A 17,418-nucleotide genomic window follows, 5' to 3' on the forward strand; every position below is an offset into this window, starting at 1 on the left:
TCTGGAGGAGGGCAGGGCTTCGACGGGTTCAACCCGAACGGCTTGCGGTTTCGGCGCGATGACCCCGCAGGCTCGCGCACAGGCGGCGATCGAGGTGCTCGACGGCGTGATCGAGGCGACGCGCGGTGGCGGCGCGGCGGCGGACACGATCGTCCAACGCTACTTCAAGCAGCGTCGATATGCGGGCTCCAAGGACAGGCGGGCGGTGCGCGAGCTCGTCTACGCCGCCATCCGGCGGGCGGGCGACCTACCGGTGTCCGGACGCGCGGCACTGATCGGCGTAGCCGGTGACGAGCCGTCGCTGGCGGCGCTGTTCGACGCGTCGCCCCACGCCCCGGTCCGCATCGTTGACGGTGAGCCGATCGCGCCGGCGGGCGAAGGGCCGGCGTGGCTCGATGGCCGGCTCGACGGGATTGGTCTGCTCGGGCGCGCGCCGCTCGACGTACGCGTCAACACGCTCAAGGCGTCGCGCGAGACGCTGGCGATCTCCGGCTCCGCGCCGACGCCGCACGCTCCCGACGGCCTGCGCCTGCCCGAGGGCACGCGCGTCGAGGCGCTGCCGGAGTGGCGCGACGGGCTGATCGAGGTGCAGGACGAAGGCAGCCAGCTTGTCGCCATCGCCTGCGACGCCAGGCCGGGCATGACCGTCGTCGATCTCTGCGCGGGCGCGGGCGGCAAGACGCTGGCGCTCGCCGCCGCGATGCGGAACGACGGCGCGATCGTGGCGGCCGACACCGATCGCGCGCGGCTCTCGCGCCTGCCGCCGCGCGTGGAGCGCGCCGGCATCGACATCGTCACCACTGCGCTGCTCGATCCCGGCCGCGAGGCGCCGGCGCTCGCCGATCTGACCGATCGCGCCGACCTCGTCGTGATCGACGCGCCCTGCTCGGGCACCGGCACCTGGCGGCGCAATCCCGAGGCGCGGTGGCGCCTAAGCGAGGAGCGGCTGGCGCGGCTCGTCCATACGCAGGCGCGGCTGCTGGAGATTGGCGCGGCGCTGGTCCGTCCGGGCGGCGCTCTCGCCTATATCGTCTGCTCGTTGCTGGGCGAAGAAGGGGCGGAGCAGGCCGGCGGTTTCCTCGTTCGGCATCGCGGTTGGCGGGTGGACCAGATTGCGTTGCCCGCCGGCACGCCCGACGGCGCTGGCCTTCGCCTCACGCCCGCGCAGGACGGCACCGACGGCTTTTTCGTCGCGCGCCTCCGGCGGCCATGCTAGTCGGCGGCGCGACCGTCCCGCCGGAGACATTCATGCGTTTCGCCGTTCCCGCCGCCGCCCTGTCGCTGACGCTGCTCGCGGTATCGAGCGGCGGCAGCGGGCAGAAGCCGGATGATCAGGTGGCGCCGCGTTCCACTGCTCTCCAGCGGCGGGGCGAGGGTGCGCTGGCGGCGGGCAACCCTGCGGCCGCCAACGATGCACTGGAGGCGGCGATCGTCGCCGATCCGCGCAACCGCGCCGCCTTCGTGGCGCTCGGCCGCGTCGCGCAGGCGCAAGGCCTGCCGGGCAAGGCGATCCGCTACTATAAGGACGCGCTCCAGCTCGATCCCAATGATCCGAGCGCGGTCGGCGGCGAGGGCGAGGCGCTGGTGCAGCGCGGCGCCGTCGATCGCGCCAAGGCGAACCTCGCCAGGCTCCAGACGCTGTGCAAGGGCCCGTGCCCGCAATCCGCTTCGCTCGCCGCCGCGATCGCGAAGGGGCCGCCACCCGCGGTGCGGACCGCGCAAGCTAGCGACAAGGTGCCGCCCAAGGGGCAGGAGACGACGGCGGCGCCCGCCAAGAACTGAGGCGCCGCCACCCGTCTGGCGGCGGTGCTACCAGTTCCGCCCGTTGTGCTTGGCCCGGTAGATGTGGCGGCTGGCGCGATCCTCGCGATGCTGGAGCACGGCGCGGTCGTAGCCGTTCAGGTGGCCGCCGTTGCGATAGCGCATCCGCGTTTCCTGGCGATGGATCGAATGCTGCTGGCGCTCGATGCGCCGCGCCTCGTGCGGGGTGAGCTGGCCGGTGCGCAGGCCGTGCTCGATGCGGCGATCCTGATTGTAATGGCGCTGGTCGACGGGCTGCGACTGGGCGGCGCCGGCCGCGATGCCGATCCCGGCGGCGGTGATCATGATGCGGTGTAGGATCTTCATGCTACGCTCTCCTTCTGTCGCCTGAACTAGGCGCGGTGCTCTGAACGCGCGAGGAACCGGCCTTGCAGCCGCGGTTCAGGACAGGGCGGCGGCGAGCGCCACGAACTCCTCGACCATCAGCGTTTCCGGCCGCCGCTCCGCCGCGATGCCGAGCGTCGCGAGCGCGTCGAGCGCGTGCGGCATGGACTTCAGGCTCTGGCGCAGCATCTTTCGGCGCTGGCCGAACGCCGCGGCCGTGATCGCCGAGAGCCGCCCCGGACCGACGCCCTCGGGCGCCGCGTGCGGCACCAGGTGAACCACCGCCGACATCACCTTGGGCGGCGGCACGAAGGCGGAGCGGTGGACGGGAAGCGCGATCCGCGTCTCCGCCCGCCATTGTGCCAGCACCGACAACCGGCCGTAAGCGCCGGAGCCGGGTCGCGCGACGATGCGATCCGCCACCTCGCGCTGGAACATCAGCGTGGCGGACGCCCACCAGGGCGGCCAGGGGTCGGCCTCCAGCCAGCGCACGAGCAGCGCGGTGCCGACATTGTAAGGCAGGTTGGACACGATCCTGACGCCGCGTTCCAGCCGCGCCGGCTCGTCGAGCGCGAGTGCGTCGCCCTCCACTACGTCGAGCCGACAGGGCGCGGCGGCGGCGATCTCCGCCAGCGCGGGCAGGCAGCGGCGGTCGCGCTCCACCGCCGTCACGCGCGCACCGGCGCGGAGCAGCGCGCGGGTGAGGCCGCCGGGACCCGGACCGACCTCGTAGACCTGCTGCCCATCGAGATCGCCCGCCGCGCGCGCGATCCGGTCGAGAAGCTGGGGGTCGGTGAGGAAGTTCTGGCCGAGCGCTTTCGATGCGGCGAGCCCGTGCGCGGCAATCACCTCGCGCAGCGGCGGCAGCGCGTCGAGGCCGCTCGCGGCCTCGCTCACGCCGGTCGATCGTCGGCCGATGTCACGCCGCCGCCAAGCGCCGCTCCGCCGCCTCGGCCGCCATGCGGATCGCGGCGACGGTGGCGCCGGGCAGGGCGCGGTTCATGCCGGCGATCTCGAAGGCGGTGCCGTGATCGGGTGAGGTGCGCACAATCGGCAGCCCCAGCGTGATGTTGACGCCCTCGTCGAAGTGCAGCGTCTTCAGCGGGATCAGCGCCTGATCGTGGTAGCAGCACAGCGCCGCGTCGTAGCGCGCGCGGGCGCGGGGATGGAACATGGTGTCCGCCGCCAGCGGCCCGGCCACGTCGAGCCCCTCCTCGCGGAGCTGCTCCACCGCCGGGATCAGCACCTCCACCTCCTCGCGCCCGAGCGCGCCATGCTCGCCGGCGTGCGGGTTGAAGCCCGCGATCGCGAGGCGCGGCGCCGCGATCCCGAAATCGCGCTGGAGCCCGCGCGCCACCACGCGCGCGCGGGCCACGATCGCGTCGACGGAGAGCAGCGCGGAGACATCGGCGAGCGCGACGTGCGCGGTGAGGCACACGGTGCGCAGGCTCGGCCCCGCCAACATCATCGCGACGTTGCCGGGCGACACGCCGCAACGTTCGGCGACGAACTCGGTCTGGCCGGGATGGGTGAAGCCGATCGCGTAGAGATCGCCCTTGGAGACGGGGCCGGTGACGACTCCGCCCGCCGCCCCCGATCGCGCGAGGCCCACCGCCATCTCCAGCGCCATGATCGCGCAGCGCGCGCCGGGCATGTTGGGGTGGCCGGACACGATGTCGCCGGCGTCCTCCACCTCCAGGATCGGCAGCGCGTCGGCGAAGCGGCCGTGCGCCTCCGCCGGGTCGCCGATCCGCGCCAGCGGACCCGGCCACACGGCGGCGATCGCGCGCGGATCGCCGACCGCGAAGAAGGGGCGCAGCCCCTCTGCGTCGCGCCGTTCCCACGCCTTCGCGATGCATTCGGGCCCGATCCCCGCCGGATCGCCCATCGACACCGCGAGCGGCGCGGCGGGGCCGGCACCGTCCGGGCGAGCCTCGCTCATCGGTACTCGATCACCGCGTCGCGGCGCAGATCGCGCAGGTAGCGACGCGCGCGCAGGTTCACGCGCTGTTCGGTCATCTGGTTGTAGATCGCGTCGAAGGAAGGCGCGCGCGCCTCCTCGGGATCGTCGCGGCCGCACACCACCAGCACGCGGATGCCGTCCTCCACCGACCCGAACGGATTGGTCGCCTGGCCGATCGAGAGCTGCGCGATCTGCTGCTGGAGCGCGACCGGCAGGTCGCGGATGCGGACGTCGTCATTCTCGACGACGGCGGCGTCGAAGCGGGCGGCGACGTCCTTCACCGCGCCACAGCCCGCCATCTTGTGAGTCGCGTCCGCGAAGGCGGAGACGCGCGGCACCGCGGTCGCCTGCGCGGTGCCCTTGGGGAAGGCGATCGCCATCTGCTTCAGGCTGAGCGTCGCGTCGCGCGGGTCGGCGGTCAGCACCTGGCGCTGGTCCGACACCGCGATGATTGAGTAGCCGCCGGGCACCGCGATCGGCGCGGAGACCTGGCCGGGCTGCATGTCCGTCACCATGCCCGCGATCGGCTGTGGGAGCTGCTCGGCGCGCACCCAGCCGAGATCGCCGCCCACCGCCGCGGTGGAGGCCTCGGAATATTGCCGAGCGTAGGCGACGAAGCTGCCACCCTTCTTGAGTTGCTCGAACACGCGGTCAACATTGGCGTGGACCTGCGCGTCGGTCTCGGGAGTGGCGGAGACGAAGATCTCGCCGACATGATATTCCTTGGCGCCCTTCGACGCCTTGAGGCGCGAGATGACGCCCTTCACCTCGTCGTCGCCCACCGACACGAACGGCTCCACCTTGCGGCCCAGCACGCGCTGCCAGGCGAGTTCGCCCTCGATCTGACGCTTCATCGAGGCGGCAGACGTGTTCTTGGACTTGAGGAAGGCGGTGAACTGGTCCGGCGTCTGCTTGAACTGCGTCGCCACGCGCGCGAAGGTCTGGTCGATGGCGTCGCGGTCGACGGTGATGTCGTTGGCCTTGGCTTCCTGGATCTCCAGCGTCTCGTCGATCAGGTTGCGCAGTACCTGGAGGCGGAGCTGGGCGGTCTCGTCGGCCGAAGGCGTCGTCTGGCTGTTGGCGGCGAGCACCAGGTTCAGCCGCTGGTCGACGTCGGTGTCGGTGATGATGAAGCCGTTGACGATCGCATTGGCCTTGCGGACGTAAGGATCGTACTTGCCGAATATCTTCACGTCGGTCGGTAGGTTGAGCGGGTTGTCGGCGGCGGGCGCGACATCGTCCTGGGCAACGGCGTGGCTCGCGACCGCGAGCGAGAGCAGGGCGGCGATCAGCCGGGCCGATGTCAGCCGGGTTGGAGCGCGGCGCGGCCGCGGCGTGGAGAAGTCGAAGGTCACGATATCCTCTGTCTTCCCGTCCGCGGCGCGTGCGCGTCGCAGGCCATGCGCGGACCGTGCCCGCCCCGTCGCACCCGGATGCTGAACCCGGGCTTAGCGGCCAAGGTTCTTGAAGGCCAGTTGGAACTGCACCGTGTTGCCGCGCCGCGCGTCGCCGAACGCGGCGAAGTCGCGGCGGTACTGCACCGAGGCGCGGAAGCAATCGTCCTCGTAGGCGACGCCGGCGCGCGACTGCACCGGATCGAAGCCGTTGGCGGTGGACGACAGGAAGTTCTGCTCGTCCCTGGCGTTGGTGAGGTCGAAGGTGGAGGAACCGAAGAACGACCAGTGCCTGAGGAACGACACGCGCGCGCCGACGCGCACCTCCTCGTGATCGCGCAGATCCTCGATGGTCGGGCTGATGTGGCGGTTAAGATCGAGGTAGCCGATCAGCAGGTAGGTCTTGGCCGTGCCCAGCGTGGCGTCGATCTCGTTGCGGCGGAAGGCGAGATCGCCCTTGTCCAGCCGGTAGCGATGGATGATGCTGACGAAGCTGCCGTAGCGCAGCGTCGTGCGCCCGACCACGTCGGACCAGTTGGCGTTGAGCCCGGTGCCGTCCGGGAAGATCGCGCCGGGGCCGGCGACGCGGTAGCTCTGGCCGATCACCGAGCGCCACTCGAAGCGCGGCAGGTCGAGCGCGTATTCCAGCCCGTAGGTGGCACGCGTGTCGCCTTCCCAGCGATCATAGCCGTTGAAGCGGTTGAGCGCGAAGAGGTTCGAGTCTTCGAGGTCGATCGCGCGCGCGTCCTCGTTGGGGATGGCGAAGTTCCTGGTCTTCGGCCCCGCGACGAGCTGCACGCGCGGCGTCACCCGCTGCGTGCCGCCCAGGAATTCGCCGACGAAGGGCCAGCGCACGTCGGCCGCGACCGCCGCGATGCCGCGCGTCGCCCAACCCCGATCGCCACGATAGATGACGGTGGTGGTCTCGTCGTTGTGGACGCTGTGGTAGAGGTCGCCGCGCGCGTAACCGGTGAAGGTGACGATCTGGCCGCCACCGGTCAGCAGCCACTTCTGCCACTGGCCGCCCGCAAAGGCGCGCTGCGTATCCTGCCCGTCGTCGCGGGTGATGGCGAGCGTGTTGGCCTGGAGCGTGAATGTCCCGCCGAGCAGGCTCTCGCCGATGCGGCGCCGGTAGTCGATCAGCGGCAGCGCGATCGGCTGGCGCTTCTGATCCTGCCCCAGCACCAGCGTGCGGAACCGCCAGCCAGCGATCGACAGGTAGCTGTCGTCGTCGATCCGCTCGGCCTTGAGCACGGTACGCAGCCGATCGTCGTCGGAAATGTCATAGCGGCGCAGGAAGGTCTTGTCGGTCACCTCGCGCACCGATCCGCTCAGCGTCCAGTCGGGGCCGAGCTGGTAGCGGCCGCTGGCGTCTAGATAACCGCGGAAGGCGCGCGAGCCGTTGGCCTGATCGTTGACCGCGCGCGTGCTGTAGGTGGCGTAGCCGTGCACCTGGAAGGCGCCGGTGCCGCTCAGCTGGCGGTACTGCCCCTCCAGCATTGGGGCCACGGCGGAGAAGAGGTGCGGCGTGATCGTCGCGTCGCGGTTGGGCGCGAGCCGCCAGTAATAGGGCGTGGCGACCTCCAGCCCGTTGCGGCTATTGTAGCTCAGGTCCGGCACCAGCAGGCCCGAGCTGCCGCCGTCGCCGGTGCCGTCGGGATGCGAGAAGGCGGGCAGCCAAACGAACGGCACGCCCAGGAAGCGCAGCCGCGCGTCGCGGTAGGAGACGCGGTGGCGCGCGGGATCGTAGACGACGCGCTCGGCGGTGATCTCCCATAGCGGCTGCTTGGGGCAGCCGCCCTCGGTGGTGACGTCGCACGGCGAGTAGGCAGCGCGCTCCAGCGTGTAGACGCCGGCCTCGCGGCGGCCCTTAGTGGCCGCCATGCGACCGCCATTCTCCAGCACCAGCAGCATGTTCTGCGCGACGCCGTCCTTCAGGTCATCGGTGAGCTCGGCCTCGTCGGCGTAGGAGATGTCGCCCTGGGGGTTCTCGATCGCGACCCGACCGCTGGCGTGCGCGCGGCCGGACTGCCTGTCCCACACCACCCTGTCGGCGCGCAGCCGGTTGCCTTGCCGGATCATGCGGACGTCGCCCGTCGCGGTGACGAGCTTGGCCTGATAGTCGTACTCGATCGCGTCCGCGGTGAAGGCGACTTCATTGTCGGCAAGCGGGCGCGGTGCGTCGGACACCGACAAAGCCGGGATTGACGCGGGCCGTGCGACGTCCGCGGCCGCCTGCGACGCGGCGGGCGCGGGGGCGAGCGCGAGGACGAGGGGCAGCGCGGTCGCGACCAGGCCGGCCGCCGGCCGGGCGTTCGGGCAATCCAGCTTCACTCGTCCCCCGGTGCCCTACGGCATCCCTGTCGCCGCCGCTATCGCACCCGTCGCGACGCTCCGCAATCTGGAGAAGTTGGCGGCGAAAGCGGCAGGGTGGCGCACGCGGACGCGAGAGGCCATATGCGGCGCTTCGTCGCGGCCGTCGCCGCCCCAGAAAGGCCAGTTCTCGCCGATGCCATCTCCGATGCTTTCCGTCCGCTTCGCCGATGCGCGTCCCGCCGGTTCCCACGTTCTCGTCGTGCCCGTCGCCTCGGGCAAGGTCGAGCCGGGCGCGCTCGGCGCGCTGGGCGACGCCGCCGCCTTCGCCGCGCGCGCGGCCGCCGCCGCGCGTTTCGAGGGCGAGGCGGCGTCCGTGGCCGAGATCTACGTCGCGGCGGGGGAGGGCGCGTCGCGCGTGCTGCTCGTCGGCACGGGCGCCGGCGACGACAAGGGCTACGAGAAGGCCGGCGGCGCGATCGTCGCGCGGCTGCTCACCTCGGGCGAGACGACCGTCGTGGTCGATCCCGGCGGGCATCAAGAGGCGGGCGCGAAGCTCGCGCGGCTGGGCTACGCCGCGCTGCTGCGCTCGTGGCGCTACGACAAGTACCGCACCACGCAGAAGCCGCGCCAGAAGCCCGGCCTCACGGAGCTGGTGATCGTCAACGCCGGCGCCGAGGCGGAGGCGGACTTCGCGCGCCGCGCCGCGCTGGCCGAAGGCGTGTTCCTCGCCCGCGAGCTCGTCACCGAGCCCGCCAACATCATCTATCCCGAGAGCTTCGTCGAGCGCGTGCGCGGCCCGCTGGAGGCCGCCGGCGTCGAGATCGAGGTGCTCGATCCCGCCGCGATGGCCGCACTCGGCATGGGCGCGCTGCTCGCGGTGGCGCAGGGCTCGGCCCGGCCCGGCCGGCTGCTCGCGATGCGCTGGCGCGGATCGGGTGCGGAGCCCACCGCCTTCGTCGGCAAGGGCGTCACCTTCGACACCGGCGGCATCTCGATCAAGCCCGCCGCCGGCATGGAGGACATGAAGTGGGACATGGGCGGTGCGGGCGCCGTCGCCGGTGCGATGCTCGCGCTCGCCCGGCGTAAGGCGAAGGCGCACGTCATCGGCGTGTGCGGCCTCGTCGAGAACATGCCAGACGGCGCCGCCACGCGGCCCGGCGACGTGGTGACGTCGATGTCGGGGCAGACGGTGGAGGTCATCAACACCGACGCCGAGGGGCGGCTGGTGCTCGCCGACGCGATGACGTGGGTGCAGCGCACGCACAAGGTGAAGACGGTCGTCGACTTGGCCACGCTCACCGGCGCGATGGTGGTCAGCCTCGGTCATGAGTATGGCGGCCTGTTCTCCAACGACGACGGCTTGGCGGGCGACTTGATCGCGGCAGGCGAGGCGGCGGGCGACCGGCTGTGGCGCTTCCCGATGTCGGACGCGTACGACAAGCTGATCGACAGCCCGATCGCCGACATGAAGAATGTCGGCCCGCGGCCGGCGGGATCGATCACCGCCGCGCAATTCCTCAAGCGCTACGTCGAGGAGGGGGTGCGCTGGGCGCATCTCGATATCGCCGGCATGGTATGGGCGGCGAAGGCCGGCACGCTGTGGGACAAGGGCGCGACCGCGTTCGGCGTGGCGCTGCTCGATCGCTTCGTCGCCGACACGCTGGAGGGCTGATCGGGGAGAGGCCCGTGCAGGTCGATTTCTACAGGGTTGGCGGAGCGGTCGCGCCGGTGCTGGCGTCGATCGCCGGGCGCGTACTGGCGGGCGGCGGGCGGCTGCTGGTGGTCGCCGAGGAGGCGGTGGCGGGGGAGCTCGACGCCGCGCTATGGGCGGTCTCGCCCGAGAGCTTCCTGCCGCACGGCCGCGCCACCGCCGGCGATCCCGGCGCGGACCAGCCGGTGCTGATCGCGCAAGCGTGCGAGGCGCCCGCCAACGGCGCCCGCCACGTCGCGCTGGCCGATGGCGCGTGGCGCGACGGCGCGCTCGACTTCGATCGCGCGTTCCACCTCTTCGGGGAGGAGGCCGTTCCCGCCGCGCGCGAGGCGTGGCGCGGGCTCGGCCGAGTCGAGGGCGTGACGCGCAACTTCTGGTCGCAGGACGAAGGCGGCCGCTGGCGCAAGACCGGCTGAGCAGGCGCGGCCGGCGGGAGGTTTCCGCCCCCGCGCCCCGCTGCTACAGCGCCGCGATGGACGGCTCCCGATCCGGCCCGCCGCCCGCCGGCCTGCCCACTGGCACCGAGGCGGACGTCGCCGCCGATCTCGGCGCGTTCGAGGCCGGCGTCGCCCGGGACGAGGGGGCGGAGCCCGCTCACCGCGTCGTCTTCCGCCGCATGGCGCGCAACGTCGGCTGGCTGCTCGGCGGGCGCGGCTTCCTCGGCGTCGCGAGCCTGGGCTACCTGGCGCTGCCGGCGCGTGCGCTCGGGCCGCGCGACTTCGGGTTGTTCATGCTGATCCTCGCCTACGGGCAGACGATCGCCAACCTCGTCTCCTTCCAGTCGTGGCAGGCGGTGGTGCGCTATGGCGTGCCGCATGTCGAGGCCGGCCGCCGCGACGCGCTCGCCCGATTGGTCGGCGTCGCCGCAGCGCTCGACTTAGCGGTGGCCTTGGTTGGCGCGGGCCTCGGCGTCGTCGCGCTGCCCCTCGCTGGCCACTGGCTCGGCTGGACGACGATCCCGACCCGCGCGGTGGCGGCGTTCGTGGCGCTGCTGCTCCTCTCCACCGGCACGGCGGCGAGCGGCGTGCTGCGCCTCGTCGACCGCTTCGATCTCCTTACCTACGCCGAGGCGGTGGGGCCGACGATCAGGCTGGGCGGTGCCGCGCTGGCGTGGTGGCTCGGCGCCACGCTGCCGGGCTTCCTCGCTATCTGGGCGGGCGCCGCGATCGCGCAGGCGGCGGCGACCTGGGGCTGCGCCTTCGCCGCCGGCGGCACGCGCCTCGCGCTCGGCGGCGCCGCCTTCCGCCAGGCGGTCGTGGAGAACGGGCGGCTGCTTCGCTTTCTCGTCCAGACCAACCTGTCGGCGTCGCTGGGCCTGCTCAACCAGGTCGGCACGCTGGTGGTGGGGGGCGTCGCGGGGCCGGCGGCGGCGGGCGGCTTCCGGCTCGCCGCCAAGCTCGCCAAGTCGCTCGCCAAGCCCGTTCAGCTCGTCGCGCGCGCTCTCTTCCCCGAATTCGCCCGGCTAGTGGCGGACGAGGGCCGGCGCGACGCCGCCACGATCGTGCTGCGCCGCGTTACCTGGGCGGCGACGGCGGTGGGCGCGGTGACGGTGATCGTCGTGGCGCTGGCGGGGCGCTCGATCCTGCGGCTCGTCACTGGGCACGATTACGGCTTCGCCTACCCCTATCTCGTCGCCTTCTCGATCGCGGCGGCGATCGAGGTGTCGGGCTTCGCGCTGGAGCCCTTCCTCAACGCCAGCGGGCGGGCGGGGCGCGTGCTCGGCGCACGGGCGATCGGGGCGGGAGCCTATTACGCGCTGCTAGCCGTCCTCGTCCCCGTCTTCGGCGCGATCGCAGCCGCCGTCGCGCTGATCCTCGCCAACGCGCTGGTGCGGCTGCGGCTCACGTTCGATGTCGCGCGCCTGCTCAGGCGGCGGCATCCAGGCTGAAACCAATCACTACGGCAGCTCGCACCACAAGCCAGATGTCGAGCGCCGCCTTGCTGGTACGGTCGGCGTCGGTGCCGGCGCTGCCGTCGGACGCAAGGCTGCGCAGCGTCAGAGACATCGCGGCTGTCACCCTGTCGCGCGGCACCAGCCTAGCGAGACGCTCGATCGGGCGCCACGCGCGAGCGGGTCGGTGCGTATCAGCTCGGCGAAGTCATGAGGCTCGACCTTATCGATCGGTCCTCCCGGCCCCCAGCGCGCCATGACGTGCTCCAAGAAGCTCTACCGGTCATGACATGACTGGAGTTCGGGGCTGGTATGGTGCCTCTCGGGGCGGTGTCGACCACCAGCGCCAGGCACTCCCGCGTAAGTCGTCGACCACCGCCAGATGCGGATGCGCCGGTCGCTGATCAGCGTGTCGCTGACTAAATCGAGGCTCCAGCGCTGGTTCGGCCCCCTACGGTAACGCGCTGCTGATGCTGTGCTTACGGCACACGTCGACGCTCTTCATCCCGGCCTCCTGCTCACGCAGAACCGCGATGATCTGCTCCTCGCTGAACCTGGTCTTCTCCCTACAAAAGTGGACTCTGGCTCAAGCTGGAGGAGTTCAGGGGAGCACGTCACTGTTGGAACTGCTTTCGACATTGATCCTAAGACACTTGTCCTGCGGGCTCACCGCATAGGGTGTGCCGAAACCTCGCCCAAATCACATAAGCTTGGCGGCTGATCCCGCGCCTAGCCGAGCTGCTGGTTCGAGGGACCGGCCGGATCGCGCGAGCGCTGCCCTCCGCGCTTTTCCGCTGCCGTTCAGGAGCGCTTATTACCGAACCGCTTCCGTAATCCACTCGCCCCGGCTGGTCCGGCGACTCTAAGCTGGCGATAAAGCTGGTGACCCCTACGGGAATCGAACCCGTGTTTTCGCCGTGAGAGGGCGACGTCCTGGACCGCTAGACGAAGGGGCCGTGCGGAAGAGGGCGCTCTCTATGGGTGCCACCCCACTCCGTCAAGCGGCGTGGCGCTCACGCTCCCGCAACTCGTCGTTCAGCATGTCGGCGAGCAGAAAGGCGAGTTCCAGCGATTGTCCGGCGTTAAGACGCGGATCGCAGTGCGTGTGGTAGCGTGCCGCCAGACCCTCATCGGTGATGGCGATGGCGCCACCGGTGCATTCGGTGACGTTCTGCCCTGTCATCTCGATGTGGATCCCGCCGCCATGCGTGCCCTCGGCCCGGTGCACTGCGAAGAACCCGCGTACCTCGGCGAGGATGCGCTCGAACGGCCGCGTCTTGTAGCCGGCGGGCGACTTGACCACGTTGCCGTGCATCGGATCGCACGACCACAGCGGCAGCCGCCCTTCGCGCTTCACCGCGCGCACCAGCGGCGCCAGCCCCGGCTCGACTTTGTCGTGCCCGTAGCGGGTAATGAGCGTCACGCGCCCCGGCACGCGCTTGGGATCGATCGTGTCGAGCAGTCGCAGCAGCGTGTCGGGATTTAGACTGGGGCCGCACTTGATGCCGATCGGGTTGCCGATGCCGCGCAGGAACTCGACATGCGCCGAGCCTTCGAAGCGCGTGCGGTCGCCGATCCAGACCATGTGCGCCGAACAATCATACCAATCACCGGTCAGCGAATCGCGCCGGGTCAACGCCTGCTCGTAGGGCAGCAGCAGCGCCTCGTGGCTCGTGTAGAAGTGCGTGCCCTGAAGCTGCGGCACGGTCTCGGGATCGAGCCCGCACGCCGCCATGAAGTCGAGCGCGTCGCCGATCCGGTCGGCCAGCGCTTGGTAGCGCTCGGCCCAGGGCGACCGCCCCATGAAATCCAGCGTCCAGCGGTGGACTTGGAGAAGGTTGGCATAGCCGCCTTGCGCGAAGGCGCGCAGCAGGTTGAGCGTGGCGGCGGACTGGTTGTAGCCGCGCACCATCCGCTCGGGGTCGGGGATGCGGCTCTCGGGCGTGAACGCGATGTCGTTGACGTTGTCGCCGCGATAGGAGGGCAGGGAGACGCCGCCCACCTCCTCCATCGGCGCGGAGCGCGGCTTGGCGAACTGGCCCGCCATGCGGCCGACCTTCACCACCGGCAGCTTGGACGCATAGGTGAGCACCACCGCCATCTGGAGGATGACGCGGAAGGTGTCGCGGATGGTGTCCGGGTGGAACTCGGCGAAGCTCTCGGCGCAGTCGCCGCCCTGCAGCAGGAAGCCCTTGCCCGCCGCGACCGTCGCCAGCTCCGCGGTAAGCGCGCGCGCCTCGCCTGCGAAGACGAGCGGCGGGAAACGCGCGATCCGCGCCTCCACGTCCGCCAGTACGGCGGCATGAGGATAGTCGGGAAGTTGCCGCGCCTCGTGCGCGCGCCAGCTGTCGGGTGCCCAGGAGGTGACCATGACGTCCATCCTTTCTCGGTCGGAGGCCTTGGTTCAAGCGGGTCGCGATAGCAATGGAGGATCGTTCACGCGTGACTTCGCGAAATATTCTTCGACCTGATGGAGGATGCGCGCCGCCGCGATACCCTTTCCATACGGGAAGTTCGGACGGGCCATCACCGCATGGTCGGCGGGGTCGTCGAGGATGCGCGTCGCCGCCGCCACGATCGCGTCTCGATCGGTGCCGACGAGGCGGAGATTGCCCGTGGCCAGCGCCTCCGGCCGCTCGGTGACGTGGCGCAGCACTAGCGTCGGCACGCCGAGCGCGGGCGCCTCCTCCTGGATGCCGCCGCTGTCGGTGAGGATCAGGTGCGCGGAGGCCATCGCCGCCACCCAGTGCGGGTAGCTCAGCCCGGACGTCAGCATGATCGCCGGATGATCTGCGAGGCGCGCGCGCACCATGTCGCCGACCGCCGGGTTGGTGTGGACCGGAAACGTCACCACGACGTCGCCCCGATCGGCGAGCGCGAGCACCGCCGCGCAGATGCCCTCGACACCGCTTCCGAAGCTCTCGCGACGGTGACAGGTCACCAGGATACGCCTGGGGCACCCACGTTCGGGCAGGGCGAGGCGGTCGCGCATCCACAGCAGCGCGTCGATGCCTGTGTTGCCGGTGATGATCGTGGCGCCCTCGCAACGCTCGCCTGCCAGTTTGGCGGCCGCCTCCGGGCTCGGCGCGAAGAGCAAGGTCGCCAGCCGATCGATGGCGATACGATTGCGCTCCTCGGGCCACGGGTCGGCGAGGTCGCCCGATCGCAGCCCGGCCTCGACATGGCCGAGCGGCACGCCGAGCGTCGCGGCGGCGCGGGCACCGGCGAACGCAGTGCTGGTGTCGCCTTGGACGAGCACCATGTCCGGGAGATCCTGCGCCAACCGGGCGACCAGCGCGGCCTTGAGGCGGGTGGCATAGGTGTCGGGGCAGCTATCGTGCGCGACTTCGATCCGCTCGTCGGCCGCAAGGCCGAAGGCGGCGAGCGCCTCGTCGAAGAGCACGCCGTGCTGGCCGGTGGCGAGGATGCGGTGGTCGATGCGCGCGCGGCCCGTCGCGGCGAGCGCAATCGGCGCGATCTTGATGGCCTCGGGGCGCGTGCCGACGATGCTGAGCAGCCGGATCGGCCGACCCTCCATCAGTCGGTGAGCGCCGGGCGCCATTCCCAGCGCACCGTGTCCCCGTCCATGATCTCGACCCCGGCGGCACCGAGCCGGTCGCGCGCGGCGTCCGCTGCCGCGAAATCCTTGGCGGCGCGCGCCGCCTGGCGGTTGCCGAGCAGCGCCTCGACCGCGCCAGCGTCGAGCGACGCCGTCTCGGGACGCAGCGACAGGTCCGCGCGCGCGGTGCGCAGCAGGTCAAGCCCGAGTGCGGCGTCGAAACTCGCGAGCAAACGACGCTTCGCCCGCGCGTCCAGCCGGCGGTCTGCGAGCATCGCGTCGAGGACGGTGAGCGCGACGGGCGTGTTGAGGTCGTCGGCCAGCGCCGCGTCGAAGCGATCGACATGATCGGCGGCGGCCGGCGGCAGTTCGCACTCGGACTGATCGCGGAAAACATCGAGCGCGGCGCCGCGACTGAAGCGCTGCTCGGCCGCCCAGCCGTCGATCGCCGCGTCGGCGGGCGCGGCCTTCGCGACGGTGCCGACCAGCCGCTTCAGCCGGGTCAGCGCCGCCGACACCGCGTCGAGCGAGAATTCCAGCTCGGAGCGGTAGTGCGCGGACAGGCACAGCAGCCGGTAGGCGAGCGGATGGACGCCGCGCGCGACGAGCGCGCCGAGCGTCGCGACGCCGCCCTTGGACTTCGACATCTTTCCCGTGCGATCGACGAGGAAGTTGTTGTGCATCCACCAGTTCGCACCGGTGTCGGCCGAGCAGGTGAAGGCTTGGTTCTGCGCGATCTCGTTGACGTGGTGGATCTCTCGGTGATCGATCCCGCCGGTGTGGATGTCGAAGCGGCGGCCGAGATACTTCATGCTCATCACCGAACATTCGAGGTGCCATCCCGGCGCGCCGGGGCCCCAGGGCGACTGCCACTCCATCTGCCGGCGCTCGTCGGGCGGCGAACGGCGCCAGATCGCGAAGTCGTGCGGCTGCCGCTTGCCCTGCACCTCGCCGATGCGGCCGACCTCCGGCCCTTCGGGCGCCGCGCGGGCGAGGAAGCCGTAGTCGGGCACCTTGGAGGTATCGAAATACAGGCCGCCCGCAATCTCGTAGGCGGCGCCGTGCTTTTCGATCGCGCGAGCGAAGGCGATCATGTCCTGGATATGATGGGTCGCGACCGACCAGATCGAGGGATCGAGGACGTTCAACGCCTTGAGGTCCGCCTTGAAGAGGGCGGTGTAACGGGCGGCCACCTCCCACGCCGTCTCTCCGGCCGCCTGTGCGGCCAGCTCCATCTTGTCGTCGCCGGCATCCGCGTCCGACGTGAGGTGACCGACGTCGGTGATGTTGACCACGTGCGTGGTGGCGTAGCCTTTCCAGTTGAGCGTCCGGCGCAGCGTGTCGGTGAACACGTAGGCGCGCAGGTTGCCGAGATGCGCAGCCGAGTAGACGGTGGGGCCGCAGGAGTAGAGCCGCACCATGTCCGGATCGATCGGCCGGAACGGTGCCGCCTCGCGCGTCAGGCTGTTGTAGAGGGTGAGGGGCTTGGCCGTGCTCATCGCCGGCGCTTACCTCGTCACCCCCGGTCCGAGAAGGCCCGGACCGCGCCCGCGGCCACGGACAGCGCGATCTCGGCGGCGCCGATCGCGCCGATCGGCACGCCTGCCGGCCCCTCGATGCGGCCGAGCGCGGCCTTGTCGAAGCCCATCGCGGCCAACCGCGCCAGCCGCCCGGCGTGGCTCTTGCGCGATCCGAGCGCGGCGATGTAGCCTGCTTCGGACCGCAGCGCGGCGGCGAGCGCGGGATCGTCGATCTTGATGTCGTGGCTGAGCGTCACGACGGCGGTCGCCGGATCGGGACGGGCGGCGACCACCGCCTCGTCGGGCCAGCGATCGTCGAGCGTCGTTCCCGGAAAGCGATCCTCGGTCAGGAAGCGCGCGCGGGGGTCGATGATCGTCACGCCGAAGTCGAGTTCGCTGGCAAGCGTCGCGAGCGACTGTGCGATCTGGACGGCGCCGACGATGAGCATGCGGCGGGGAGGGCGATAGGTGTTGACGAAGCCCTCGCCGGCACCTTCGACGGTCACGCCGCTCCCATCGTCCGTCGTCAGGACGAGCGCGCGACCGTCGGCGCGACCGGCGGCGATGCGATCGAACAGCGCGGGCGCGAAGCCGCGCTCGCCGACCGGCTGGACCATGACCTCGATCTCGCCGCCGCAGGGAAGCCCCACCTCCCACGCAGCAGCGTCGGCGACGCCATAGCGTAGGCGCCGGGCGTCGCCGCCCGCGATCACCTGCGCGGCGTTGGCGAGCACCTCGCCCTCGACGCACCCGCCCGAGACAGAGCCTTCGAAACGGCCATCGGCGGCGACGAGCATATGGCTGCCGCGCGGGCGCGGCGCCGAGCCCCAGGTCCGCGTGACGGTGGCGAGCGCGAGCGGCTGATCGCGCCACTCCGTCGCGCGCGCGAGAAGACGGTCGATATCGGACATGAGACCGA

Annotated in this window: 15 protein-coding genes, 1 tRNA gene and 2 pseudogenes; 5 read left to right on the top strand and 13 right to left on the bottom strand. The window is 71.2% G+C overall.

Translation table 11 applies throughout. The annotated features are described in order from the left end of the window. Window positions 1–58 precede the first annotated feature (58 nt). Together ACOFKX_RS01280 and ACOFKX_RS01285 are read left to right on the top strand one after the other, a co-directional pair. A complete protein-coding gene (locus ACOFKX_RS01280; protein ID WP_419825296.1) occupies window positions 59–1,216 on the top strand; it encodes an RsmB/NOP family class I SAM-dependent RNA methyltransferase in 1,158 nt (385 codons plus the stop codon). A 32-nt stretch (window positions 1,217–1,248) separates the two neighbouring features. Next, window positions 1,249–1,782, top strand: a complete 534-nt coding sequence (locus ACOFKX_RS01285; RefSeq protein WP_419825297.1) for a tetratricopeptide repeat protein — start codon at window positions 1,249–1,251, stop codon at window positions 1,780–1,782. Window positions 1,783–1,809: 27 nt separating this feature from the next. On the opposite strand, the gene ACOFKX_RS01290 is transcribed toward ACOFKX_RS01285, so the two are convergent. The 5 genes from ACOFKX_RS01290 to ACOFKX_RS01310 all read right to left on the bottom strand — a co-directional run bounded on the left by ACOFKX_RS01290 (window position 1,810) and on the right by ACOFKX_RS01310 (window position 7,836). After that, entirely contained in the window at window positions 1,810–2,127 is a 318-nt protein-coding gene (locus tag ACOFKX_RS01290) for a hypothetical protein (RefSeq protein WP_419825298.1), read from the bottom strand. Window positions 2,128–2,202: 75 nt separating this feature from the next. Beyond that, window positions 2,203–3,042 carry a 16S rRNA (adenine(1518)-N(6)/adenine(1519)-N(6))-dimethyltransferase RsmA gene (gene rsmA / locus ACOFKX_RS01295; RefSeq protein WP_419825299.1) on the bottom strand — a complete coding sequence of 280 codons (840 nt, stop codon included), beginning with the start codon at window positions 3,040–3,042 and terminating at the stop codon, window positions 2,203–2,205. A gap of 22 nt (window positions 3,043–3,064) precedes the next feature. Further along, window positions 3,065–4,087, bottom strand: coding sequence for a 4-hydroxythreonine-4-phosphate dehydrogenase PdxA (gene pdxA / locus ACOFKX_RS01300; RefSeq protein WP_419825300.1), 1,023 nt, complete (start codon window positions 4,085–4,087; stop codon window positions 3,065–3,067). Then, the gene (locus ACOFKX_RS01305) at window positions 4,084–5,463 is read right to left on the bottom strand and encodes a peptidylprolyl isomerase (protein ID WP_419825301.1); all 1,380 of its coding nucleotides are present in this window, start codon (window positions 5,461–5,463) and stop codon (window positions 4,084–4,086) included. Before ACOFKX_RS01305 ends, pdxA begins: the two co-directional genes overlap by 4 nt. A gap of 93 nt (window positions 5,464–5,556) precedes the next feature. After that, window positions 5,557–7,836 (bottom strand): LPS-assembly protein LptD, encoded by a 2,280-nt coding sequence (locus ACOFKX_RS01310; protein ID WP_419825302.1) that lies wholly within the window; start codon window positions 7,834–7,836, stop codon window positions 5,557–5,559. 187 nt (window positions 7,837–8,023) lie between these two features. Between ACOFKX_RS01310 and ACOFKX_RS01315 the strand changes: the two genes are divergently transcribed. Genes ACOFKX_RS01315 through ACOFKX_RS01325 form a run of 3 tightly spaced genes read left to right on the top strand, consistent with a single transcriptional unit; the run spans window position 8,024 to window position 11,417 of the window. Next, window positions 8,024–9,490 (top strand): leucyl aminopeptidase, encoded by a 1,467-nt coding sequence (locus tag ACOFKX_RS01315; protein ID WP_419825303.1) that lies wholly within the window; start codon window positions 8,024–8,026, stop codon window positions 9,488–9,490. Between the two features lie 14 nt (window positions 9,491–9,504). Then, complete coding sequence (locus ACOFKX_RS01320; RefSeq protein WP_419825304.1) at window positions 9,505–9,945, top strand: DNA polymerase III subunit chi; 441 nt, start codon at window positions 9,505–9,507, stop codon at window positions 9,943–9,945. 56 nt (window positions 9,946–10,001) lie between these two features. Next, entirely contained in the window at window positions 10,002–11,417 is a 1,416-nt protein-coding gene (locus tag ACOFKX_RS01325; RefSeq protein ID WP_419825305.1) for a lipopolysaccharide biosynthesis protein, read from the top strand. Here ACOFKX_RS01325 and ACOFKX_RS01330 read toward each other — a convergent pair. From ACOFKX_RS01330 to ACOFKX_RS01365, 8 genes and pseudogenes are all read right to left on the bottom strand, one after another. Then, window positions 11,395–11,535 carry a hypothetical protein gene (locus ACOFKX_RS01330; RefSeq protein ID WP_419825306.1) on the bottom strand — a complete coding sequence of 47 codons (141 nt, stop codon included), beginning with the start codon at window positions 11,533–11,535 and terminating at the stop codon, window positions 11,395–11,397. The two genes, ACOFKX_RS01325 and ACOFKX_RS01330, sit on opposite strands and share 23 nt — an antisense overlap. 202 nt (window positions 11,536–11,737) lie before the next feature. Next, window positions 11,738–11,867 (bottom strand): annotated as a pseudogene (locus ACOFKX_RS01335) (IS3 family transposase); the annotation flags it as partial. Window positions 11,868–11,880: 13 nt separating this feature from the next. Further along, window positions 11,881–11,958: pseudogene (locus ACOFKX_RS01340) on the bottom strand (hypothetical protein); the annotation flags it as partial. A 342-nt stretch (window positions 11,959–12,300) separates the two neighbouring features. Further along, a tRNA-Glu gene (locus ACOFKX_RS01345) sits at window positions 12,301–12,376 on the bottom strand. Between the two features lie 41 nt (window positions 12,377–12,417). Then, entirely contained in the window at window positions 12,418–13,791 is a 1,374-nt protein-coding gene (locus ACOFKX_RS01350; RefSeq protein ID WP_419825307.1) for a class II 3-deoxy-7-phosphoheptulonate synthase, read from the bottom strand. 33 nt (window positions 13,792–13,824) lie between these two features. Next, window positions 13,825–14,982: a non-hydrolyzing UDP-N-acetylglucosamine 2-epimerase gene (gene wecB, locus ACOFKX_RS01355; RefSeq protein ID WP_419825308.1), complete on the bottom strand. Its 1,158-nt coding sequence runs from the start codon at window positions 14,980–14,982 to the stop codon at window positions 13,825–13,827. After that, on the bottom strand, window positions 14,958–16,478 hold the full coding sequence (cysS, locus tag ACOFKX_RS01360) for a cysteine--tRNA ligase (RefSeq protein WP_419825309.1): 1,521 nt from the start codon (window positions 16,476–16,478) through the stop codon (window positions 14,958–14,960). Before cysS ends, wecB begins: the two co-directional genes overlap by 25 nt. Window positions 16,479–16,495: 17 nt before the next feature. After that, complete coding sequence (locus tag ACOFKX_RS01365) at window positions 16,496–17,410, bottom strand: XdhC family protein (protein WP_419825310.1); 915 nt, start codon at window positions 17,408–17,410, stop codon at window positions 16,496–16,498. Between the last annotated feature and the right edge of the window lie 8 nt (window positions 17,411–17,418).

It is taken from the genome of Sphingomonas sp. (assembly GCF_965200105.1).
Classification (GTDB): domain Bacteria; phylum Pseudomonadota; class Alphaproteobacteria; order Sphingomonadales; family Sphingomonadaceae; genus Solisphingomonas.

Bases quoted from the DNA above. Each gene is read 5' to 3' on its own strand.
- ACOFKX_RS01280 (WP_419825296.1), top strand. From the start codon at position 59: ATGACCCCGCAGGCTCGCGCACAGGCGGCGATCGAGGTGCTCGACGGC.
- ACOFKX_RS01285 (WP_419825297.1), top strand. From the start codon at position 1,249: ATGCGTTTCGCCGTTCCCGCCGCCGCCCTGTCGCTGACGCTGCTCGCG.
- ACOFKX_RS01290 (WP_419825298.1), bottom strand. From the start codon at position 2,127: ATGAAGATCCTACACCGCATCATGATCACCGCCGCCGGGATCGGCATC.
- pdxA (WP_419825300.1), bottom strand. From the start codon at position 4,087: ATGAGCGAGGCTCGCCCGGACGGTGCCGGCCCCGCCGCGCCGCTCGCG.
- ACOFKX_RS01315 (WP_419825303.1), top strand. From the start codon at position 8,024: ATGCTTTCCGTCCGCTTCGCCGATGCGCGTCCCGCCGGTTCCCACGTT.
- ACOFKX_RS01325 (WP_419825305.1), top strand. From the start codon at position 10,002: ATGGACGGCTCCCGATCCGGCCCGCCGCCCGCCGGCCTGCCCACTGGC.
- ACOFKX_RS01330 (WP_419825306.1), bottom strand. From the start codon at position 11,535: ATGTCTCTGACGCTGCGCAGCCTTGCGTCCGACGGCAGCGCCGGCACC.
- ACOFKX_RS01350 (WP_419825307.1), bottom strand. From the start codon at position 13,791: ATGGTCACCTCCTGGGCACCCGACAGCTGGCGCGCGCACGAGGCGCGG.
- wecB (WP_419825308.1), bottom strand. From the start codon at position 14,982: ATGGCGCCCGGCGCTCACCGACTGATGGAGGGTCGGCCGATCCGGCTG.
- cysS (WP_419825309.1), bottom strand. From the start codon at position 16,478: ATGAGCACGGCCAAGCCCCTCACCCTCTACAACAGCCTGACGCGCGAG.
- ACOFKX_RS01365 (WP_419825310.1), bottom strand. From the start codon at position 17,410: ATGTCCGATATCGACCGTCTTCTCGCGCGCGCGACGGAGTGGCGCGAT.